The organism is Pedobacter sp. T50_32 (genome assembly GCF_057652195.1).
Window position 1 is genome coordinate 791162 of sequence record NZ_JBYFBY010000002.1, and the last position, 22059, is coordinate 813220.

18 protein-coding genes are annotated in these 22059 nt (G+C 36.9%); 9 read left to right on the forward strand and 9 right to left on the reverse strand.

All coding sequences use genetic code 11. From position 1 onward, the window contains the following. Window positions 1-63 precede the first annotated feature (63 nt). Complete coding sequence (locus tag AC23ME_RS08755; protein ID WP_487727375.1) at window positions 64-2172, reverse strand: tetratricopeptide repeat-containing sensor histidine kinase; 2109 nt, start codon at window positions 2170-2172, stop codon at window positions 64-66. Between the two features lie 5 nt (window positions 2173-2177). Further along, entirely contained in the window at window positions 2178-2891 is a 714-nt protein-coding gene (locus tag AC23ME_RS08760) for a LytR/AlgR family response regulator transcription factor (protein WP_487727376.1), read from the reverse strand. Between the two features lie 109 nt (window positions 2892-3000). Between AC23ME_RS08760 and AC23ME_RS08765 the strand changes: the two genes are divergently transcribed. The 3 genes from AC23ME_RS08765 (at window position 3001) to AC23ME_RS08775 (ending at window position 6850) form a co-directional block, all read left to right on the forward strand. Beyond that, window positions 3001-4230: a carboxypeptidase-like regulatory domain-containing protein gene (locus tag AC23ME_RS08765; RefSeq protein WP_487727377.1), complete on the forward strand. Its 1230-nt coding sequence runs from the start codon at window positions 3001-3003 to the stop codon at window positions 4228-4230. Window positions 4231-4283: 53 nt separating this feature from the next. Further along, a complete protein-coding gene (locus AC23ME_RS08770) occupies window positions 4284-5522 on the forward strand; it encodes a carboxypeptidase-like regulatory domain-containing protein (protein WP_487727378.1) in 1239 nt (412 codons plus the stop codon). 257 nt (window positions 5523-5779) lie between these two features. Then, window positions 5780-6850, forward strand: a complete 1071-nt coding sequence (locus AC23ME_RS08775; protein WP_487727379.1) for a PA0069 family radical SAM protein — start codon at window positions 5780-5782, stop codon at window positions 6848-6850. A 272-nt stretch (window positions 6851-7122) separates the two neighbouring features. Here AC23ME_RS08775 and AC23ME_RS08780 read toward each other — a convergent pair whose 3' ends face one another. From AC23ME_RS08780 to AC23ME_RS08795, 4 genes are all read right to left on the reverse strand, one after another. After that, window positions 7123-7476, reverse strand: coding sequence for a septal ring lytic transglycosylase RlpA family protein (locus AC23ME_RS08780; RefSeq protein ID WP_487727380.1), 354 nt, complete (start codon window positions 7474-7476; stop codon window positions 7123-7125). Between the two features lie 169 nt (window positions 7477-7645). After that, window positions 7646-10183: an ATP-dependent Clp protease ATP-binding subunit gene (locus AC23ME_RS08785; protein WP_487727381.1), complete on the reverse strand. Its 2538-nt coding sequence runs from the start codon at window positions 10181-10183 to the stop codon at window positions 7646-7648. Between the two features lie 649 nt (window positions 10184-10832). After that, on the reverse strand, window positions 10833-11456 hold the full coding sequence (locus AC23ME_RS08790) for a Uma2 family endonuclease (protein WP_487727382.1): 624 nt from the start codon (window positions 11454-11456) through the stop codon (window positions 10833-10835). Window positions 11457-11551: 95 nt separating this feature from the next. Next, complete coding sequence (locus tag AC23ME_RS08795; protein ID WP_487727383.1) at window positions 11552-13513, reverse strand: heavy metal translocating P-type ATPase; 1962 nt, start codon at window positions 13511-13513, stop codon at window positions 11552-11554. A 285-nt stretch (window positions 13514-13798) separates the two neighbouring features. Here AC23ME_RS08795 and AC23ME_RS08800 point away from each other — a divergent pair, with 285 nt between their 5' ends. Then, a complete protein-coding gene (locus tag AC23ME_RS08800) occupies window positions 13799-15835 on the forward strand; it encodes a M13 family metallopeptidase (RefSeq protein WP_487727384.1) in 2037 nt (678 codons plus the stop codon). A 65-nt stretch (window positions 15836-15900) separates the two neighbouring features. Here the strand turns inward: AC23ME_RS08800 and AC23ME_RS08805 are convergent, their stop codons facing one another. Further along, the gene (locus AC23ME_RS08805; protein WP_487727385.1) at window positions 15901-16236 is read right to left on the reverse strand and encodes an MmcQ/YjbR family DNA-binding protein; all 336 of its coding nucleotides are present in this window, start codon (window positions 16234-16236) and stop codon (window positions 15901-15903) included. A gap of 426 nt (window positions 16237-16662) precedes the next feature. On the opposite strand from AC23ME_RS08805, the gene mnmC2 reads away from it, so the two are divergent. The 4 genes from mnmC2 to AC23ME_RS08825 are packed head-to-tail and all read left to right on the forward strand — an operon-like array spanning window position 16663 to window position 19759. Then, window positions 16663-17334 carry a tRNA (5-methylaminomethyl-2-thiouridine)(34)-methyltransferase MnmC2 gene (gene mnmC2 / locus AC23ME_RS08810; RefSeq protein ID WP_487727386.1) on the forward strand — a complete coding sequence of 224 codons (672 nt, stop codon included), beginning with the start codon at window positions 16663-16665 and terminating at the stop codon, window positions 17332-17334. A 58-nt stretch (window positions 17335-17392) separates the two neighbouring features. Further along, window positions 17393-18505, forward strand: coding sequence for an AI-2E family transporter (locus AC23ME_RS08815; RefSeq protein WP_487727387.1), 1113 nt, complete (start codon window positions 17393-17395; stop codon window positions 18503-18505). A gap of 41 nt (window positions 18506-18546) precedes the next feature. Continuing rightward, complete coding sequence (gene mazG, locus AC23ME_RS08820; RefSeq protein WP_487727388.1) at window positions 18547-19353, forward strand: nucleoside triphosphate pyrophosphohydrolase; 807 nt, start codon at window positions 18547-18549, stop codon at window positions 19351-19353. Window positions 19354-19396: 43 nt separating this feature from the next. Continuing rightward, on the forward strand, window positions 19397-19759 hold the full coding sequence (locus AC23ME_RS08825) for an iron chaperone (protein ID WP_487727389.1): 363 nt from the start codon (window positions 19397-19399) through the stop codon (window positions 19757-19759). A 60-nt stretch (window positions 19760-19819) separates the two neighbouring features. Here AC23ME_RS08825 and AC23ME_RS08830 read toward each other — a convergent pair whose 3' ends face one another. Then, window positions 19820-20221 (reverse strand): RNA-binding S4 domain-containing protein, encoded by a 402-nt coding sequence (locus AC23ME_RS08830; protein ID WP_487727390.1) that lies wholly within the window; start codon window positions 20219-20221, stop codon window positions 19820-19822. Window positions 20222-20367: 146 nt separating this feature from the next. On the opposite strand from AC23ME_RS08830, the gene AC23ME_RS08835 reads away from it, so the two are divergent. Then, window positions 20368-21186: a 2,3,4,5-tetrahydropyridine-2,6-dicarboxylate N-succinyltransferase gene (locus AC23ME_RS08835; RefSeq protein WP_487727391.1), complete on the forward strand. Its 819-nt coding sequence runs from the start codon at window positions 20368-20370 to the stop codon at window positions 21184-21186. A 208-nt stretch (window positions 21187-21394) separates the two neighbouring features. Here AC23ME_RS08835 and AC23ME_RS08840 read toward each other — a convergent pair whose 3' ends face one another. Next, a complete protein-coding gene (locus tag AC23ME_RS08840) occupies window positions 21395-21946 on the reverse strand; it encodes a DUF4136 domain-containing protein (protein ID WP_487727392.1) in 552 nt (183 codons plus the stop codon). Between the last annotated feature and the right edge of the window lie 113 nt (window positions 21947-22059).

Consider the following 22059-nt stretch of genomic DNA (forward strand, 5'->3'; position numbering starts at 1 on the left):
TGGATGGAATTAGGCCAATAACTTTTATAATCTGTAAAGGTCATGGAATAATCGATGAAAGGATTACTTATTAAAAACAACCTTCATCGTAGTACTTTCTTCGCTACTAACTATCTGCAACGATGCACCTACCTTTTCCAGTAATTCCTTAACAATCAATAAACCGTAACCAGACGATTTACTTTTCACTTGGGTATCGTTCATCAGTTCGTTTATCCGCTCTTGCGGGATAACTTCTCCTTTGTTTATTATTGATATAAACGCATGTTGCTGCTCATCCAAACCAGTACTTAAATCAATCGAAGTATTTTCGAAAGCATGGTTTATCGCATTTTGGATAAGGTTCCGCAACACTATCGTCAACAAATTTTCATCACTCTGTATGGTGGTTACAGCTAAGTTTCCGATGTTAATCTCTAAGTTTTTCGCATCTGCCTGATTTTGCATCAAACCTTTAGCGGCTGTAAACAAATCGTTCATGGCAACAGGACAAATAGCCAGCTCAAAATGTTCCATCTGGCTTTTCGACCAAATCAACAAATCTTCCATTGTAGCTAGCAATTGCCTAGACGACTGCATTAATTTCTGCTGATGTTGTTGTTTATTTTCTTCAGTAAAAGCATTCGGGTTGGTTTGCTGCAACTTCAAAAACGTAAAAAGCTGACTAACCGGACTTCGTAAATCATGTGAAATGATACTGAATAATTTTGCTTTCGTCTGATTGGCATTGCTCAATTCCTCATTTAAACTATCTAACTGTGCGTTTTTGAATGCAAGTAAGCGATTTGCTTTCTGCTTGGTGCTGTAGCTATATAAAATTGCACCTAAAACCAATAGTAGCAAAACAGCTCCCCCAATTAACAAGGCTCGTGTAGTTTTTTCTTGCTGCAACTGCAAATCTTTAATATCATTTTCTTTATGCAGCGCACCAATTTTTTGTTCCTTAAATTGGTTTTGAAATTTAGCTTCCATCTCTGCCAAATTCAACGATATTTTACTTTGGTTCAAGCTATCAGACAATGAAACATACTCGTTAAAATGTTTTTGTGCAGCTTGCTGGTTTCCTGATGAAATCTCTACGGCAGTAAGCGACTTCAGTAAATCTACATACTGCTCTTTGTTGTAGGTTTTAGCCCCATTTTCCGCCAGGTGATAATATTTAATAGCTAGCGGGTAACTTTTCACAGCCTTGTAGTAATCACCGTAAGCTAAATTAACAGATGAAGTAAGGATTTCCTTGTTATCTTTTTTGGCTTGCTCATCAGCTTTATCAAGATACTTTTTTGCTTGTGCGTAATTGTTTCCCTTCATCTCCAATGTGGCCATTTCTACACTAGAAGAAACCAACTCCGACCAATTTCCCCCCTCTCCTACGTTGTGCAATAATTGATAGTATTTTAACGCCTCCTTTTTATTGCTGAGCTGCACATAACTACGTATAAATTTCCCATAAGCGGTAATATCAATAATCTTCGAAGCATTTAAAAAAGGCTTTGCTTCGTTTAAATATTCAATCGATTTTTGGGGTTGCTTCATGTATAGATAAATCTCGGCCACCATCGCCAACATTACCGCATAATCTAACCTCAGCTTTGCAATTTTAGTAGTATCGGCAATTGGCTTTTGTAATTCTACTGCCTTTAAAAAATTGCCCAAAGCTATACTATAATAAAATTTTTGCTGCTGATTGTAAATCCCAAGGTTATAGTAAATATTTCCTTTTGTTTTTAAGGTGTCATTACTTTCAGCTATCGATTTTAACTTCTGTGCCGCCGAATCGGCCTTTGCCTGTAAACCTAAATAGTGGTACAATACTACTAAGTTTCCTAAAGGCTTTAAGCTCTTCTCCAATAATTTGGCTTGTTGAGCATCGGCGTAAGCCTGTTCAAAGTGCTTTTGTGTAGTTTTAAAATCTTGCTTGTAGTAAAATCCTGTACCAATGGCGATGTTAAAGGCATATTTAAACTCAAGGTCATTGGGCTTGGTCATTTTTAGTCCAATGTTGCCTTCTTTAATTAATTCATTTAAGGTTTCGGGCTTACCGCTAAAAGTTGCTAAAATGTCTGCACATTTTTTTTCTTGCTTTTTTAATTGATCAGTATGTTCATTACGTTGTGCAAAAACCAACGTAGTTAAACAAGCTAACAATAATGTAGATAGGTAGTTCTTCATCTTTGTTATTTTAATACTTGCTTGGTTTCTTTTAAATATGTTTTACCTATAGGCAAAGCAGTTCCATTAATTAAAGTAAGTGTTTTGGCACCATAGCTAGCAATGCGATGAGTTGGCACCACATAACTTCTGTGTATTCTTTTGAATTTCCCTTCTGGCAGCGACTCTAAAAAACTGCCTAAAGTTGTTAATGTGAGGTGGTCTTTTTTATCGGTTACAATTTTGGTGTAATCACCATAAGCTTCCAAATAAATCACTTCGCTGGCATTAAGATTAACTGTATTGTGTCCTTCCTTAAAAATGATTTTCTCATTCTCGAACATCACATCGTAGGCATTTGCCTTATCTATCAACTGTACAAAATCGCAAATGCGTTTTACTGTGTGCTCAAACCGAGTAGTTTCTAGTGGCTTTAAAATAAAATCGAATACATTTAACTGAAAACCCTCCAGCGCAAACTCTGGATGAGAAGAGATGATAACATTAATAGAATTTAAATCCGTAATGCGCCTCACAAAATCCAACCCATTTAACTCGGGCATATCAATATCTAAGAAAAGAATATCAGGCCTAGTGGTTTGCAAGGTAGATAGCGCCTCTATTGGGTTTCCAAAACTGCCAATTATTTTTAGGTTTTGACAAAGCTTAACTTCCGCCTCCACCGCCATTCGGTCAAGATCGTCATCATCAATAATTATGCAGTTTAACATCTCGTTCATAGGTGTTTGGCTTATTCACATAAAGATACACAAAAGACAACAAAAAAGTTATCTACGAAATTTTCGTAAATATTTCTTTCAGAAACTAATTTATTAGTTAACTTAGGGCATGCAGATCAAATCTTTAATCCTTCTGGTATTTATTCTACTGTTTTGTCAAACATCTTTTAGCCAGGGTAATTTTAGCATCAGCGGTATTGTACGAGATGATAAAGAAACAATCCCGGGTGCAGCAGTTTATCTAAGTGGCACTAAAATATCTACAATTACCAATAATGAAGGTAAGTTTTCACTACCTAAATTACCTGCAGGTAGTTACGATATTTTAATTCAAGTTGTTGGCTACCTCCCCTTTGCAAAAAACATTATCATTATCGATAAAAACATTCACCTTGATGCAACCTTAAAAGCAAATGCGGTAACACTAAACGAAGTGGTTATTAAACCAGATCCAAACCGCTTGCACTATCTTAACGTGTTTAAAGATTTCTTTATCGGCAGAACACCGAATGCCAAAGAGTGCAAAATACTTAACAGCGAAGTCCTTTCTATAGATTACGATAAGCAACAGCGAATGCTCACTGTAAATAGCAATGAATTTCTCATTATAGAGAACAAAGCTTTAGGCTACAGAATTAAATACCTGTTACAAAACTTCGAATATGACTATAGAACCCGTATCGTCTACTTTGCTGGCTTTCCATTTTTTGAAGAAATGAAAGGTTCAAAATCTAAAATCAAAAGATGGAACCAAAAGCGAAATACTGCCTATTATGGCTCGCCGCAGCATTTTTATCAATCGCTTTACGATAATAAAATTGATGAAGAAGGTTTCGTGATACATAAATTAGCGACAATTGGCAATAAAAACAGACAGCCAGATAGTGTCATCAGTGCAAATATCAGGAAACTGTCGACGGGTTCAAAAGCTATTAATATGCTTACATTTACTAAAGACGACTCGTTGAATTACTGGTTAAAAGAACGTAGCAAACCTAAAAGTATGGCAGTTTTAAATAAAGCAAAAGTGCTTACCGACACTTTGGTTAAGACCTACAACCAAGACCTGAAAAGCCTTAACTATACAGACGAACTTTTTGTGATGTATACCAAAGAAAAAGAAAGCATAGAATACAGCAATATGGGATTTCAGGTAAGTCGTGCGCCCGACATGGGAAATTATCAAGTGTCGCTAATTAATTTAGTGGCTCCGCCCATATTGTTCTATAAAAATGGAAGCGTTGCCAATCCAAGAAGCTTTTTATACAAGGGCTATTGGGCTTACGAAAAAATGGCTGACGCAGTACCTATTGAATTTAAACCTGTTACACTAAAATAAGTTTAAAAATTTTAGTTAATTAATACCGATCTTTAGCATATACTCGGCGTTTAATGAATAGAAAATCAAAAATAAAATCCATTCTTTTTTTTGCTGTGCTATTAATATACACTGTAAGTTTTGCTCAAAACACTTATAAAATTAGTGGTGTAGTTAGAGATGAAAATGGATCAATACCTGGAGCTGCAATATACATAAGCAGCACAAAAATTATGACCTTGTCAGATAACCAAGGCAAGTTCATATTGGATAATATCCCTATAGGCAACTACGAAATTCTAATTCATGTTGTAGGGTATGTTCCATATTCTAAAAAATTTAATATCTCCGACAAAAATATTTATCTCGACGCTTCATTATTACCAAGTATTATTTCACTAGATGAAGTTGTAATTAAATCAGATCCAAATCGCCCTGCATATATTGCAATGTTCACTGAATTGTTCATCGGTAAAACTTCTAACGCAGAAAAGTGCAAAATTCTAAACCCAGATATCTTAAATGTAAACTATGATAAAGAAAATACAACCTTATCAGTAAGCAGTGATCAATTTCTAATTGTAGAGAACAAAGCTTTAGGATATAGAATAAAATATCTGCTTAAGCATTTCAATTATAATTATTCTACACGTAGAGTTTCGTATTCAGGCTCTCCATTTTTTGAGGAACTGGAAAGTCCATCTTCTAAACACAACAACTGGCTAAAAAACAGAGACATTGCTTACTATGGTTCTCAACAACATTTTTTTAAGTCACTTTATAATGGCAACGCAAAACTGGAAGGTTTCAAAGTATTCAAACGAATTAAAAATATCGACCGTAAGCCGGATAGCGTTATCGACCTAAACTTAAAAAAAGCAATTGCTAATATTAGAATAAACAATAATAAATCTGAAGGATCAGTTTCTTTCGAATATTGGATTAATGAAAGAAAAAAACCGAAGCTGATATTCGACGAAAATGAGCTAGATATTGAAACCTTGGTAAAAAGCGAGGGTAAAGAACTAAAGTCTCTTAATTTTGAAAAAGAAATTTTAGTTATTTATACAAAAGACACTGAAAATAAAAGATTTTCTGAGTCAGGACTTTATCTACAAAGACCAAAAGGCCTGACTGGTTTTCAAACCTCAAGTATTCTAGTCTCAAATCCACCTATTTTATTTTATAAAAATAGCGCAATTTATCATAAAGGAAACACTCATGAAAGAGATTTTGTATCTGATGGTTATTGGGCTTACAAAAGATTTGCGGAGGCACTTCCATTAGAATTTGAACCAACAGCTGTGAAATAGTTTTTGAAAAGCAAATACTACCTCTGTAGGTTACTTTAGTCCCGCTTTTCGCTACTCCCGATTAAAGCTGTGCAACATACAAGTATTTGTTAAAACAATAAAAACAGTTGCTTACATCGCGATCCGCTGCAATCGGGTTTAAAATGCAAATTAACTGCGACTAGGTTAATTTCTCTATCCAAATTACAGTATTTTTCGCCAGCAAAAAGAGTAAAAAAATCACTTCAAAATACTAATATTTTTAGTAATTTCACTTTATGAAAAGTGATGAAGAAGGAAATGTTTATTTAAGTGGCAGAGGTGCACAACTTAATACAAATAACAAATTTTTAAAAAACTCCCTCAGTCAAGAACATGTAGAAGGCATTGATGATTGGGAAATTTCAAATGAAAAAACATCTTTCATTTATAGTTCTGCCAAAAGCATCGTTAACAAAGTAGAAAGTCCTGACGTTGGCATGATGTACTCGCTTAACCCCTACCAAGGTTGCGAACATGGTTGTATTTACTGTTACGCCCGCAACTCTCACGAATATTGGGGCTTTAGTGCTGGTTTAGATTTCGAGCGCAAAATCATCGTTAAAAAAGATGCCCCAGAGTTATTCCGAAAGTTCATCGAGAAAAAAGGTTGGCCAGCTATTCCTATCAGTCTCTCTGGAAATACAGATTGTTATCAGCCTTGCGAAAGAAAATACAAACTCACCAGACAGATACTTCAAATTGCGTTAGCATATAAACAACCCATTTCGCTCATCACAAAAAATGCACTGATACTTCGTGATATTGATATCCTACAAGAAATGGCGAAGCACAATTTGGTTTTCACATTTGTATCTATCACCAGCTTAAATGAAAATTTAAGACAGAAATTAGAACCGAGAACTACCACAGCGAAACAGCGGTTGAAAGTAATCGAACAATTAAGCAAAGCTAATGTACCGATGGGCGTAATGGCAGCACCAATGATACCTGGTTTAAACAATCACGAAATCCCTGCCATATTAAAAGCTTGCGCAGAAGCTGGTGCTATTTCTGCGGGCTACACTGTGGTACGGTTAAATGGGATTATCCATCAAATATTTGAAGATTGGTTACGAAAAAACTTTCCCGATAGGTTTGATAAAGTTTGGCATCAAATACAAGATTGCCACAACGGAACCGTAAACGATAGTAGGTTTGGAACGAGAATGCGTGGCGAAGGAAACTTTGCACAGTTAATAAACACCACTTTTAAACTACACTGCAGATTAAACGGATTGAACGTAAAAAAAATAGAGCTCGACAGTTCTCATTTCAGAAAACCACAAGCTCAATTAGGTTTGTTTTGATAATTAGCGTGATTTCGGGATGAGAAATTGAGGATTTAGCTAGCGATAGCGCTTCCATCCTTCGTTCAGCTTATTTTCGGTCTCTTATTTTTCGGGTAGTATCAATAAGCCCAAGCATTTACTTTGAAAGAAAAATAAGCAACCGAGAGTTTTTGTTACTTTTTGCGGTCAAAAAGTAAGAGCCCAGCGGCGGCGAGCTAAAAAACACATTTAAAAAACGATTAGATAAAGAATGTAAACATAGCTTAAATTGAACATATGTTAATTACCTGCTACTTCTTTTTCTTATACTCAATCTTTACATTACCTACCCCTTGTTCTATCAAACCAATTTTCTTTGCAGATTTCTTAGATAAATCTATAATTCTGCCTGCTACATGCGGCCCACGGTCTTGAATTACAACTTTGGTACTTTTTCCTGTGGCTAGGTTTGTAACCTTCACTTTGGTGCCAAAAGGCAGGGTTTTGTGTGCTGCAATTTTCTTCGAATTTCTAAACGTTACGCCACTGACAGTTTTTCTTCCGTTAAACTTATCTGCGTAATAAGACGCTTTACCTGTTTGGCTAACCTTTGGGCTACAAGCGAACAACAAACTCACTGCAAAAAGTAGTATCAATATTCTCATGTTAATCTATTATATATTTAGCCACAGATGCACAAATTTCTATAATATTTAAATCCAATAAATTCATCTGTACATCTGTGGCTAAAATTTTCCAAACATAAAATATGTTCATATTATTTAAACATAAAAAAAGTCCCGAAATTACTTTCGGGACTTTCTATTTTAAGGATTATGCTCCTTCTTCTTTCTTTTTCTTCTTGCTACTGCCCTTTGTTGGCGCAACTACAATCTCTTCTTTTTCCTTATCGTAGTTTACCTCAAGCGTATCGCCTTCGTTTACTTCTCCTTTTAGAATTTCCTCAGCAATTGGGTCTTCTAAATATTTCTGGATAGCACGTTTCAACGGACGAGCACCAAATGCACTATCAAAACCTTTCTCAGCGATGAAGTTTTTAGCATCGTCGGTTAATTTAATTTGGTAACCCAAACCTTGTACTCTTCCAAATAAAGCTCTCAACTCAATATCAATAATTTTGAAGATTTCTTCTTTACCTAATGAGTTAAACACAACCACATCATCAATTCTATTTAAGAATTCTGGCGCAAAAGCACGTTTCAACGCATTTTCAATTACACCACGGCTGTGCGCTTCATTTTGGTCTACCTTAGCAGTAGTAGAGAAACCAACACCAGCACCGAAATCTTTCAATTGGCGTGCACCAATGTTCGAAGTCATGATGATGATTGTATTTCTAAAATCAACTTTTCTACCCAAACTATCGGTTAACTGACCTTCATCCAATACTTGTAACAAGATATTAAATACATCTGGGTGTGCTTTTTCAATCTCATCTAGCAAAATTACCGAATAAGGTTTTCTACGAACTTTCTCCGTCAACTGACCACCTTCTTCGTAACCAACATATCCCGGAGGCGCTCCTACTAAACGAGAAACAGCAAATTTCTCCATGTATTCACTCATGTCAATCTGAATTAGCGAGTCGTCAGTGTCGAACATAAAACGAGCCAATTCTTTAGCCAACTCCGTTTTACCAACACCCGTTGGGCCTAAGAAAATGAACGAACCAATTGGTTTTTTCGGGTCTTTTAATCCAGCTCTTGTACGTTGGATAGCTTTAGTTAATTTCTTAATCGCATCATCCTGACCAATAATTTTATCAGCGACAGTATCGTACATGTTCAATAGCTTAGTGCTATCGGTTTGTCCAACACGTTGCAACGGAATACCAGTCATCATAGATACTACCTCAGCTACATTATCTTCAGAAACTTCATAACGTTTAGTCTTAGTTTCTGCTTCCCACTCAGCTTTAGCTTTATCTAATTCTTCTAATAAGTTTTTCTCCGTATCGCGAAGTTTTGCAGCCTCTTCATATTTTTGGCTCTTCACTACACGGTTTTTCTCTAACTTAATATCTTCAATCTTCGCTTCAATAGCAATGATGTTATCAGGAACGTGAATGTTGGTCAAGTGAACTCTCGAACCAGCTTCGTCCAAAGCATCAATCGCTTTATCAGGCAAAAATCTATCAGTAATATATCTAGATGTTAAAGCCACACAAGCATTAATTGCTTCTTCGGTATAAGTTACACCATGGTGGTCTTCGTACTTCTCTTTAATACGATTTAAAATTTCAATCGTTTCATCTGGAGAAGCAGGCTCAATCATCACTTTTTGGAAACGACGGTCTAAAGCACCATCTTTCTCAATGTACTGACGATATTCATCTAAAGTGGTAGCACCGATACATTGTATTTCGCCTCTGGCTAATGCCGGCTTAAACATGTTCGAAGCATCTAACGAGCCCGAAGCACCACCTGCACCAACAATCGTATGAATTTCATCGATGAACAAAATCACATCTGTAGATTTCTCCAGCTCGTTCATTACCGCTTTCATACGCTCCTCAAACTGACCGCGGTATTTTGTGCCAGCCACCAAAGAAGCTAAATCTAACGTAACTACACGCTTGCCAAACAACACCCTAGAAACCTTGCGTTGTACAATTCGCAATGCCAAACCTTCGGCAATTGCACTTTTACCCACACCAGGCTCACCAATTAAAATTGGGTTGTTTTTCTTTCTACGCGATAAAATTTGCGACACACGCTCAATCTCTTTCTCGCGACCAACAATTGGGTCTAATCTTCCTTCTTCCGCAGCACGTGTTAAATCTCTACCGAAATTATCTAGAACAGGAGTTTTCGATTTAATATCTGAAACTTTTTTAGGAGCAGTGAAGCTTTCTTCTTCTTGATAATCGTCATCGCCGCCGGCAGTACCACCACCTTGCGCCTCGTCTCTAAATCCGTTTTTATTAACTTCTACCTCTTGTTTAAAAATCTCGTAGTTAATACCGTATTGCAATAAAATTTGCGATGCAATGTTATCATCATCTCTCAAAATAGACAACAATAAATGCTCCGTACCAATTAAATCGCTTTTAAATATTTTTGCCTCTAAATAGGTAATCTTCAAAACCTTTTCAGCTTGTTTGGTTAATGGGATATTGCCCAAATTAACCGTAACGCTCGAAGTGCCCCTAACGGCCTCTTCAATAGAGCGGCGAAGTTTCAACGTATCAACACTTAACGATTTTAAAATCTTAATTGCCATACCATCTCCTTCGCGAATAAGGCCCAACAACAAGTGCTCAGCTCCTATATAATCGTGTCCTAACCTCAGGGCTTCTTCCCTGCTGAAAGAAATCACGTCTTTAACTTGTGGTGAAAATTTAGCTTCCATAATCTGTATGTTATCGGGGACGACACTAAACTATAAATTTGTTTTATAAATAAGGCGTCTCGGTTTTTATATTTTATCAACAATTACGCCATATTGGTGGATTACGCTACTTATCGCTTCATCTATAACAGCGTTTTACTATAAATATGTTTTAACCGATGCTTTTGTTACCCTATTTAAATAAGATTTTTACAATAAAATATACGAGAACACCCCGATTGTCGGTTTTTTGTAAGCTTTATATTGCCCATAATTACTGACAAAAGATACAAAATCTAGTAAAAAAGTAGAACTTTTGACAGTTTGTTATTTATTTGAAAAGCAAAGCCAGAATTTCTATCAGCGTAAGTCCCGCTTTCCGTTATAATCTTTTTGTGTCCGTTAATACACTTAAACTTCGTAAGTTTCAAAACTTACGAAGTTTGATAGGCTTGTGAAACAAAAAGTATTACCACTACAATCGGGTTTGGAGAACAAAACCTATGCTAATAACTTCGTCAATCTTCCTATCCTATCGCCTATTAAGATTTCCAAAGTTTAAGAACCTTTGCGTTCTTTGCGAGTACTTAAAAAATCTTTGTGTTTAAATTAACCGCAAAGCAAACGAAGAAATCGCAAAGTTGCGCAAAGCAGAAATTCGAACTAAAGTTCAATCCTCAAAAACATCATCAAGCTTTAATACAAAACCTGGCAACACCGAAGAAGTAACTTCTTCACTTAACGTAAACATTTTTGAGGGAACGTATTTCCCTTCATTACTTAACGTGTAAATCAAAATACTTTGGTCGCTTTGGCTAACTATCCAATATTCCTTCACGCCAAACTCTTCGTATACTTTATATTTATGCAGTAGCTCTTTCTTATTATTTCCCGGCGATAGAATTTCTATTACCAAATCTGGCGCACCCAAGCAACCTCTTTCATCTAATTTACTCCTATCGCAAATCACACAAATGTCTGGTTGTAAAACGGTATAGATATCCCTGTCATCTTTACTTTTCGAAGGAAAACGAACATCGAACGGTGCACCATAAACTTCGCAAGAATTTCCTTCTAAAAATTTCGCAATGGCTACAAAAATCTTTCCGAAAACCTTCTGATGATATCGTGATGGTCCAGGGCTCATCTTATAGATTTTCCCTTTAATCAACTCTAACCTTTCATCGAAAAGCCAATTTAAATAATTCGCATAGCTATAAGTTAAACTTTCATCTAACTCGTTAACCGAATAAATCTTTTCATCAAGCTGTGGATATGTTTTTACTGTAGGCATATTCAAATTTAGTAAAAATCGATTAAAAAAGTAATTTTTAGGGGCTCAAATCTTGCCATAAAAACACACTAGACAAAAGATATTCAGCACAATACTTAAAACTTCATCCTTTGAATACGAACTGCATTAAGGATGGCCAGAAACGCCACACCGACATCTGCGAAAACAGCTTCCCACATGGTAGCTAAACCACCAGCACCCAAAATTAAAACAATGGCTTTTACCCCAAACGCCAAACCTATATTTTGATAAACAATTTTCTTCGTTGCATAGCCAATTTTAATAGCTGTAGCAATTTTGCTGGGCATATCATTTTGGATTACTACGTCGGCAGTTTCTATCGCAACATCGCTGCCTAAAGCACCCATTGCTATGCCCACATCGCTTAATGCTAAAACAGGCGCATCATTTATACCATCGCCAATAAAAGCAATTATCCTATTTGGTTCAGCTTTTAGCTTTTCTAACTGTGCAACTTTATCTTCTGGCAGTAAATCGCCATGCGCTTCATCTACACCTAAATCTGTCGCTACTTTTTGCGTAATGGAAGTTTTATCTCCACTTAACATCACAATTTTATTTACACCAAGAGCATGCAAAGCAACAATCGCTTGCTTAGCATCTGGCTTGGCTTCATCAGCAATAGTTACAAAACCTGCATATTTTCCACCAACTGCCAAAAGAACTGTAGTTTCTACTTTATCATCTATTTCGTTTGGATAAACAATACCGAATTGTTTAAGCAACTTGCCATTTCCTGCCAGCACTTCATTGCCATTAATTTCTGCTTTTAATCCGTGGCCAGCAACTTCTTTTACATTTTGGATTGGCAACAAATTATCAGCACCGCCATACTCTACAACTGCTTTGGCTATCGGATGTGTAGACTGACTTTCGATACTAGCCAAATAACCGACAAACTCCTTTTCAGGAATTTCACTTTGTATCTCCTTAACCTTAAAAATGCCTTGAGTTAAAGTTCCTGTCTTATCTAAAACTACGGTATTTACTTTGGTAATTAAATCCAAATAATTAGAACCTTTAAACAAAATGCCATTGGCAGATGCAGCTCCAATTCCACCAAAATACCCCAATGGAATGGAAATAACCAAAGCGCAAGGACAAGAGATGACCAAGAAAACCAAAGCTCGGTACAACCACATATTAAAATCGTAGTTGGCTACAAAAAAGTAAGGCAAGAAGGTTAAAGCAACAGCTAGGAAAAACACAATAGGTGTATAGATTTTAGCGAACCTACGTATCAGCAATTCTGTTTTTGCTTTTTTGGCACTGGCATTTTGCACCAAATCTAAAATTTTAGAAAGTGCACTATCCTCAAATTTCTTCGAGACTTTTAATGTAATCACTCCGTCTAGATTAAGCATCCCAGCCAGTACCTGTTCGCTTCTTCTAATCGTTTTTGGTTTGCTTTCTCCTGTTAATGCAGCAGTGTTAAAACTTGCACTTTCACTTTCTAATTCTCCATCTAAAGATGCTTTTTCTCCTGCTTTTAGCTGAATAATTTCTCCAATACTAACCTCTTTTGGATTTACGGAAATATATTTACCATCCCTGTAAACTGTTGCTGTATCTGGTCTAACATCCAATAACGCTTTGATGTTATTCTTTGCTCTATTTACCGCAGCACCTTGAAACAACTCGCCAATACTGTAAAACAGCATCACGGCAACCGCTTCTGGATATTCGCCTAAAGCAAAAGCGCCGATTGTTGCCAACGCCATTAACAGGAACTCTGTAAAAATATCGACTTTGGCAATGGTAGCAAAAGCCTCTTTAATAACTGGCAAAGCAACAGGAATATAAGCTACCAAATACCAGCCCAACCTGAAGTAACCATTAAAAAAAGGAACTGAAAAATAATCAAATGCTATTGCTACAAGTAAAAGTACCAGGCTTGCTATTGCAGGTAAATACGTTTTAATTGAGGAAGCATCACCGTGGTCGTGGTCATGTTCATGGTCGTGTCCGTCTGTATGTTTATCGTGTTGGTGCTGATGTCCGCAGCAGCCATCCGTTTGGTGTTGGTGTGGTGCCATATCCTTGTTTAGAATTATTCAAAACTACGTTTTTTATAGTCGATAAAGTTTTAGTAGTGTCACATTATTTTTTTCATCGCACAATAAAAAGTGTTAAAGAATGTTAAATACATATAAAAACAAATCAGCATGAAAGCTTTCAGATTGTCTTCTTTCACTAATGAGGTTCTCCGCAAAATTGGGTTAATTAAACTTTACGATTGGTTCAATAAGTAATTTTTCTATTAAGAATATTCATAGCATTTACTTTTTATCTAACTTCATCTTTCTAATTTATTATCGAAGATGAATATCAATCAATTTAAAACCTTTTTTGCTGCACTTGGCGTAGTTTCGGTGAGTATAGCAAATGCCCAACAAGCGCCTAAAAAATTTATCGACCCGGCAAACATGGATTTAACCGTTAAACCAGGCGATGATTTTTATGCTTATGCAAGTGGTGTATGGGTAAAAAACAATCCAGTTCCCGCAAAAGAAACACGTTGGGGCTCATTTAACGAACTTCGTGATTTTAACGTAAACGCAGTAAGAGGCTTAGTAGAAGCTGCTGCTGCAGATAAAACAGCACCTGCAGGTTCTGTAACTAAACGTGTTGGCGATTTCTATGCTGCTGCGATGGATAGCGTAACTATCGAAAAATTGGGGTATACACCAATCAAAGCTGATTTAGAGAAAATTAAACAGTTAAATAGCCTACAGGCAGTGCTAGACCATATTACTTACATGCGTGTAAATGGTCTTGGTGGAGCATTGTATGGTTTCGGAGTAGGTCAGGATAGAAAAAACGTAACCAAATACATGGTAAACGTTTCTCAAGGCGGTACAACACTTGGCGATAGAGATTATTATTTGAAAGACGACAGTCGTAGTGTAAAAATTAGGGAAGCTTATGATACTTATATGGCTACACTTTTTACGTTAGTTGGTAACACAGAAGCTGTAGCAAAACAAAAAGCTAAAACGGTTTTTACTATTGAGAAAGCTTTGGCAGAAGCACAAATGAGCCGTTTAGAAATGCGTGACCCTTACAAAACCTACAACAAATTAACCGTTGCAGATTTCAACAAAATTACGCCAAATATTAATTGGACAAACACTTTAACCCAATTAAAAGTTAACGGACAAGATACAGTACTGGTAAACTCTCCGGCTTTCTTTAAAACTTTAAACAGTTTGTTAACCTCAACTTCTGTTGCAGATTGGAAAACTTACTTAGAGTGGAATGTATTAAAAGGTGCTGCAGGTAGTTTAAGTTCACCGTTTGTGAAAGCGAACTTTGCTTTTACGCAGGCACAAACTGGTCAAAAGGTTCAAACACCGCGTTGGCAACGTATGTCATCGTTAACGGATGGCGTTTTGGGAGATTTATTAGGTCAGTTGTATGTTGCTAAGTACTTTAAACCAGCCGCAAAAGCTCGTATGGACGAATTGATTTCTAACCTACGTAAAGCTTTCGAAATCCGCATTAAAGGTTTAGAATGGATGAGCGATGCTACAAAAGAAAAAGCTTTAGCAAAACTACACGCTTTTAGACCTAAGGTAGGTTATACTACTAAGTGGAGAAACTACGATGGTTTGGTTATCAACAGAGCTACCTATTTCCAAAATTTACGTAATGCGAGCAAATGGGGCTATAACGAAAACATCAATCAATTAGGTAAACCTGTAGACAGAGAACGTTTCGGCATGACACCTCCCACAGTAAACGCTTATTACAGTCCTACTTTGAATGAAATTGTGTTCCCAGCTGGTATTTTACAGTTCCCTTTCTTCCATCCAGATGCTGATGATGCCATTAACTACGGCGGCATAGGTGCAGTAATTGGTCACGAAATGAGCCACGGTTTTGACGATACTGGTAGTCAGTACGACAAAGATGGTAACTTAAAAAACTGGTGGACTGACGAGGACAGAGCTAAATTTAATGCTAGAACAAAATTGTTGGGCGAGCAGTTCGATAAATATACCGTTTTAGATACGCTTCACGTGAACGGTAAATTTACCATGGGTGAAAACATTGGAGACTTAGGTGGTTTAAATGCTGCTTATACTGCTTTCAAAATGACTAAACAAGGTCAGAGCAACGAGAAAATTGATGGTTTTACACCAGACCAACGTTTCTTCTTAGCTTGGGCACAAGTTTGGAGAGGCAATGTTTTACCCGAAACAGCTGCGCAATTAATTAAAACTGATACGCACTCTCCAGGTCCGTACAGAACTATCGGTGCACCAGTAAACATGGATGCTTGGTACAATGCATTTGATGTAAAACCTGGCGACAAGCTTTACAAAAAACCAGAAGATAGAATTAAACTTTGGTAATTGAAACAATTAGCCACAGATGCACAGATAATTCTCAAATAAATCTGTGCATCTGTGGCATCTTATTATGCATATTTCGCCTGCGTTTTCTTTGGCAGCTTAACAAGAACCAACTCCCTCGAACGCTCTACACGACGCTTCAACTCTGCAACATTAAACACCTCTAGGTTATCCACAAAAACCCACTGCTTTTTAGCAAAATGTGGTGCTTGCTTAACACCATCTCTAGCAGCAATTTCATCAAACTCATCTGGCGTACATTTGATACAAAAACCATGCGTATCCAAATCTACCAACACGAAGATTTTTTCTTCAATCATGAAACAAAGATGCTCCCATTTCATTCCCTCTGTAGTTCCAGGCAGGCTCAAGCAATATTCTCTAAAACTTTCGATATCCATAAGGTAAAGATAAAGTAACAAGGATAAAAGAACAAAGACTTCAACTTATCAATTATTTGAAAAGCAAAACGGTGCTATTATTACTGTTCGTCCCGCCATCCGCTTTACTTCGGGCAAACACATCGGTTTGCCACTACGTGCTCGCTACTGTCGGGTTTAAAATGCAAGTGCTGTGCACAGGTTTAAGTTTTATAAACCCCGATTGCAACGACAGCCCCAAGAGAGCGTTAGCAAACGAGGGCTACATTGAAAAGCGGGACTACAGCCTTCGAAGAGTACCTACGACCATTTCCAAAAACATCCAGTAATTCAATTCGAATTATCTAGGTTTTGATTTACCCAACAATTTAACCATAAAACAATGTAATCCCGATGTATCGATTTCGCTGCGCTCAACAATCCAGTAATTTAGCTTAATTTTGCTATATGAATATCCTCACCCCTACCGCCGACGGCTCTAATACTTTATTTAATGAAGAAATTGGCGAACATTACCATTCTTCTCACGGGGCGCTGCAAGAAAGCAGGCACGTATTTATTGAGGCTGGCCTAAAGCATGGATTGGAGAAATTCGACAAACCTGAAATTGATATTTTTGAAGTTGGTTTTGGCACAGGTTTAAACTTTTTATTGAGCTACGCACACTGCAGAGAGGTAAATAGGCAGCTAAATTATCGTTCTATTGAAGCTTTTCCTTTATCGGCAGACACAATTGCTTCTACAGGTTACAGCCAATATGTACCACAACCGGTTTGGAATAGTTTTTTTGAAAAGTATGAAACAGCAATTGGTAATGATCTAGAACTATCATCTGGTTGCAACTTAGAGGTTAGCCATACGACACTACAAAATTTTGATACCAAAAAACGTTTTGATGTATTATACTTTGATGCTTTTTCGGTAAGGCACCAGCCAGAGCTTTGGACTAACGAAATGATTGCCCATGCCTGTAGCTTTCTTAAAACAGGTGGCATTTTTGTAACCTACGCCATCACCGGAAATTTAAAAAGGGCTGTTAAAAGTTGTGGTTTCGAAATTGAAAAATTACCTGGTGCGCCAGGCAAAAGAGAAATGTTGAGAGCCGTTAAAACCATTTGAAGAAATAAATGTATAAAGTCTAGAATTTTCTTTAACTTATTCCTGTTACATAAACAACATGCAAATACAACTACCATTTATAGTTAGGCTCACTTTCGCACTGCTCTCTATTATAATGCTCGGATATCTGGCCATTATAGGGAAAAGCATCTTGTCGCCGCTTTTCTTTTCTTTACTGCTAGCATTTTTAATGTTGCCGCTGGCTAATTTTATTGAAGTAAAACTGAGGTTTAAACGAAGTTTAGCAACTATTTTAACGGTAATTATTATGTTGGCTGTACTCTATGGGGTTGGGCATTTCTTTGCCTTGCAGCTTAGCGAATTGTGGGGCGATTGGCCTTTGTTAGAAAAGCAGGTGACCAATTCATTTCACGAACTGCAGCACTGGATTTCAAAAACATTTCACGTAACCTTAAAAAAACCAGGAAATTATCTTGGAAATAGTGCAGAAAAGGCACTAGCAACAACAGCAAGTGTAATAGGAACTACATTACTTACATTGTCATCTAGTTTGTTGTTTATTGCTTTTACATTGTTATTCACTTTTTTCATATTGAATTACAGGCGCTTGCTTTACAAATTTGTGAGTACTGTTTTTATAGAAGAACATCGCATAAAAGTATCAGAAACCATCAACGAAATTCAGTATATCATCAAAAAATACATCACCGGTTTGTTCATACAGATGATTATTGTAAGCTTACTGATGGTACTAACACTTTCGATTTTAGGAGTGAAATATGCCATTTTATTAGGTTTAGTCGCTGGCATTTTTAATATCATTCCTTATTTAGGAATTTCGATATCGCTAATTATTAGCGTACTCATTACTTTTGCCACTGCTGGCGCTACCAAGGCGCTTTTTGTCTTATTTGCCTATGTTGGTATCCATGCAATAGATGGCAATATTTTAATGCCTTTAATTGTGGGTTCGAAAGTGAAAATAAATGCGCTTATTGCTTTTATTGGTATAGTGGTTGGCGAAATGCTTTGGGGTATTTCTGGTATGTTTTTATGTATGCCATATTTGGCGATGTTTAAAATTATCTTCCAAAAAGTGGATGGTTTAGATGCATGGGCGATTTTATTGGGCGAAGAAGAAAAACCTTTCAGAAAGAAGAAAAAATTATTTTTACTTAGAAAGAAAAAACTCGCCACACCCGAAGAATAAGTTAATTCCCAACCTTCCCGTTTTATATTTACATTTATTTTATGCCTGCTAATATTCCTCCAGTAATTTCTACAACGCCAGATGGTGCTTTTTTACGTTTATTAAATGTCTTAGATACGTTACGTACGCAATGCCCATGGGATAAAAAACAAACCATGGAAACGCTACGCCATTTAACTATTGAAGAAACTTATGAACTTTCTGATGCTATTTTGGATGGCGATATGCAGGAAATCAAGAAGGAACTGGGTGATGTGATGATGCACTTGGTTTTCTATGCCAGAATTGGTGATGAGCAAAATCAGTTTAATATTACTGATGTCCTGAACGGCGTTTGCGACAAGTTGATTAGCAGACATCCGCACATTTACGGTGATGTAGAAGCTGATACGGAAGAACAAGTTAAACAGAACTGGGAAAAACTAAAGCTAAAAGAAGGCAATAAGTCTGTTTTGGCCGGGGTACCGACTTCGTTGCCTGCTTTAGTGAAAGCTAGCAGAATACAAGAAAAAGCCAGAGGCGTTGGTTTCGATTGGGAAGAAAAACAGCAAGTTTGGGAAAAGGTTGAAGAAGAGCTGCAAGAATTTAAAAACGAGTTCAATATAGTTGATGGTAGAGAAATTGATATTGAAAAAGCAGAAGGTGAGTTTGGCGACTTATTATTCTCTCTAGTTAACTACGCTCGTTTTATCGATATCAATCCAGAGAATGCATTAGAAAAAACCAACAAGAAGTTTATTAAACGTTTCCAATATTTGGAAGAAAAAGCAAAAGAAAGCGGCAAAGCTTTGGCAGATATGACGCTGGCTGAAATGGATATTTATTGGAACGAGGCTAAAAAACTGTAGCAGTAAAGACGCAAGATCTTGCGTCTCAACAAATATAAAGCATATGGAAAAGTATACCACCATCGACGAATACATTGCATCTTACCCGGAAGAAACCCAAAAAATCTTACAGCAATTACGAGAAGATTTGCAAGCTATGGTTCCCGAAGCGAAGCAGAAAATCAGCTATGCGATACCGACCTTTACACTGAATGGCAACTTAATCCATTTTGCAGGCTACAAAAATCACATTGGCTTATATCCGGGCGGCAAGGCTGTAGAAGTTTTAGCGGATGATTTGAAGGACTATAAAACTTCTAAAGGCACTGTTCAGTTTCCAATAGATAAGCCTCTACCAATGGATTTGATTGAAAAGATTGTTGCTTTTTGCGTAACACAGAACTTGGCAAAGAAGAAGAAAGGTTAACTGTTGAAACTGGTTAATCGGTTAACTGAAAAGTGCCAACTGTTAACTGAAAACTTAGAACTAGTCATCATCTTCCCAAAAACCTCCTAACAAATCATCAGTTTCTCGGCGGTCTTTTTTGGTTGGCCTTCCGGCTCCCCTATCTCGTTTTAAAGTTGGCGAATGAAAAGCAGATTTAAAAGCATGGGTTTCTTCAACTGGTGTCAAGTCTTTGTACTTAGTTACAGCAATTTTAGCATCAGTGCGGTTGTAAGAAAAATCTACCACTTCAATTACTTTTCGCTCTGCGCCTTTGCTTATTTGGTAAACATCGCCAATTTTCACTACTGCCGAAGCTTTGATATTTTGTCCTTTTAGCTTTACCCTTCCAGCTTTACAGGCATCAGTTGCTAAACTTCTGGTTTTAAAAACACGAATAGCCCAAAGATATTTGTCGACACGTAGTTTTTCTGCTTCTCCCATGACATCAAAATTAAACAATATTGAGCAGTTAGTAGTTATTATTTGGTAATTGAAGTTAGGGAATAGAATTAGTAAACCTAACTTTTAACTGATAACGTTCAACTTTTAATTTATAAACACTTATTTTGCATAAATTTTAAAATACAATGATTACCGAACTAAAAAAACAAATAGAAGAAGCTTGGGAAGACAGAAGCTTATTACAATACAAAGAATATACTGAAGCTATTGAAACTGTAATTCAAAGACTTAACGCTGGAGAAATTAGAGTTGCAGAGCCAATTTTAAACGGCTGGGGAATTAACGAATGGATTAAAAAAGCAGTTATCCTTTATTTCCCTATCAAGCAAATGGGTGAGACTAAAGCTGGTCCTTTTGTTTTCCATGATAAAATGGATTTAAAAACCGACTATAAAGAAAAAGGTGTTCGTGTGGTGCCTATGGCAAGTGCTCGTTATGGTGCTTTCTTGGCTCCTGGCGTAATCATGATGCCCTCTTACGTAAACATCGGTGCTTATGTAGACGAAGGTACCATGGTTGATACTTGGGCGACTGTAGGTTCATGTGCGCAAATTGGCAAACGTGTTCACTTAAGTGGTGGTGTCGGTATTGGTGGTGTTTTAGAGCCAGTTCAAGCTGCTCCAGTAATCATCGAAGACGATTGTTTCTTAGGTTCTAGAGCAATTGTTGTAGAAGGTGTGCGTGTAGAAAAAGAAGCTGTTTTAGGTGCAAATGTGGTATTAACGGCTTCAACTAAAATTATTGACATTACTGGCGATGAGCCTGTAGAATATAAAGGTATTGTTCCAGCACGTTCTGTTGTAATTCCTGGTTCTTACACTAAGAAATTCCCTGCTGGCGAGTATCAAGTACCTTGTGCTTTGATTATTGGCAAGCGTAAAGAGTCTACAGATAAAAAGACTTCTCTTAATGATGCCTTGAGAGAAAATAATGTAGCGGTTTAAAGCTGAAAGACTAAAGCGAAAAGACCAAAGACTAAAGCAGAAAGAGAAAAATCGACAGCAATCAAACTGCGATATCTCGTTCTTTGGTCTTTGGTCTTTATTTTTGCTTTACTTTCCGCTTCTCGTTATTTGATAATTGGTACTTTGTTGTTGATTATTGACATTAGTCATTGGAGCTTTCCGCCTTTGGTCTTTAGTCTTTTTACTTCTATTGTGGCGGATATTGTGCTAAAATCTCCTTCACACCAACTACAATCCGCTCTTCTCTATTTTTGAAACTATCGAGATTGAAACCATCTCCCCTACCATGCCAAACGTGCATTTTGGTTTTTGTATCTAGCAAATCGATGATAAACATTCCTTCTTCATAACGGTCGAAACTTCGCATGCCACCGCCCCAAAACGGTCCCCAGCCCATTCCCCAACCCCAGCCTCCACGCCATCCCCAAGGACCGCCGAAACCATTATCGTAAACATCGGTTCGTTCGCGTTTTACTACAATTAAATTTACAAACAAGTCTGGCTTATCTGCTTTAGTAAAGCCTTTGGCTTGCATTTCTGTATCGACAGCAGCCATAATCCGCTTTTTATCCAAACCATTTACGGCTAACTTTTCAAGTCCTTTAGCGTAAAAATTATAGGTTTTATAACTATCAAAATTTGCGTCTCTATCAAAATCTGATGCAACGCGTAAACTCGAACAGGCAGATAGCAGCACAGCCACTAACAAAAAACTGCCTAAATGCATTATCCTTTTCATAACATTTGTGTGTGTTGTTATATATTTATGACCAGTATAAATTTACTGATAAATTTCTGGTTCTTATATCTTTAAACACATATAAAAGTCAAATGTTATGTGGTAAAATGTAA

Coding starts and splice junctions, on each gene's coding strand:
- AC23ME_RS08755 (WP_487727375.1), bottom strand. CDS start 2,172: ATGAAGAACTACCTATCTACATTATTGTTAGCTTGTTTAACTACGTTG.
- AC23ME_RS08760 (WP_487727376.1), bottom strand. CDS start 2,891: ATGAACGAGATGTTAAACTGCATAATTATTGATGATGACGATCTTGAC.
- AC23ME_RS08765 (WP_487727377.1), top strand. CDS start 3,001: ATGCAGATCAAATCTTTAATCCTTCTGGTATTTATTCTACTGTTTTGT.
- AC23ME_RS08770 (WP_487727378.1), top strand. CDS start 4,284: ATGAATAGAAAATCAAAAATAAAATCCATTCTTTTTTTTGCTGTGCTA.
- AC23ME_RS08775 (WP_487727379.1), top strand. CDS start 5,780: ATGAAAAGTGATGAAGAAGGAAATGTTTATTTAAGTGGCAGAGGTGCA.
- AC23ME_RS08780 (WP_487727380.1), bottom strand. CDS start 7,476: ATGAGAATATTGATACTACTTTTTGCAGTGAGTTTGTTGTTCGCTTGT.
- AC23ME_RS08785 (WP_487727381.1), bottom strand. CDS start 10,183: ATGGAAGCTAAATTTTCACCACAAGTTAAAGACGTGATTTCTTTCAGC.
- AC23ME_RS08790 (WP_487727382.1), bottom strand. CDS start 11,456: ATGCCTACAGTAAAAACATATCCACAGCTTGATGAAAAGATTTATTCG.
- AC23ME_RS08795 (WP_487727383.1), bottom strand. CDS start 13,513: ATGGCACCACACCAACACCAAACGGATGGCTGCTGCGGACATCAGCAC.
- AC23ME_RS08800 (WP_487727384.1), top strand. CDS start 13,799: ATGAATATCAATCAATTTAAAACCTTTTTTGCTGCACTTGGCGTAGTT.
- AC23ME_RS08805 (WP_487727385.1), bottom strand. CDS start 16,236: ATGGATATCGAAAGTTTTAGAGAATATTGCTTGAGCCTGCCTGGAACT.
- mnmC2 (WP_487727386.1), top strand. CDS start 16,663: ATGAATATCCTCACCCCTACCGCCGACGGCTCTAATACTTTATTTAAT.
- AC23ME_RS08815 (WP_487727387.1), top strand. CDS start 17,393: ATGCAAATACAACTACCATTTATAGTTAGGCTCACTTTCGCACTGCTC.
- mazG (WP_487727388.1), top strand. CDS start 18,547: ATGCCTGCTAATATTCCTCCAGTAATTTCTACAACGCCAGATGGTGCT.
- AC23ME_RS08825 (WP_487727389.1), top strand. CDS start 19,397: ATGGAAAAGTATACCACCATCGACGAATACATTGCATCTTACCCGGAA.
- AC23ME_RS08830 (WP_487727390.1), bottom strand. CDS start 20,221: ATGGGAGAAGCAGAAAAACTACGTGTCGACAAATATCTTTGGGCTATT.
- AC23ME_RS08835 (WP_487727391.1), top strand. CDS start 20,368: ATGATTACCGAACTAAAAAAACAAATAGAAGAAGCTTGGGAAGACAGA.
- AC23ME_RS08840 (WP_487727392.1), bottom strand. CDS start 21,946: ATGAAAAGGATAATGCATTTAGGCAGTTTTTTGTTAGTGGCTGTGCTG.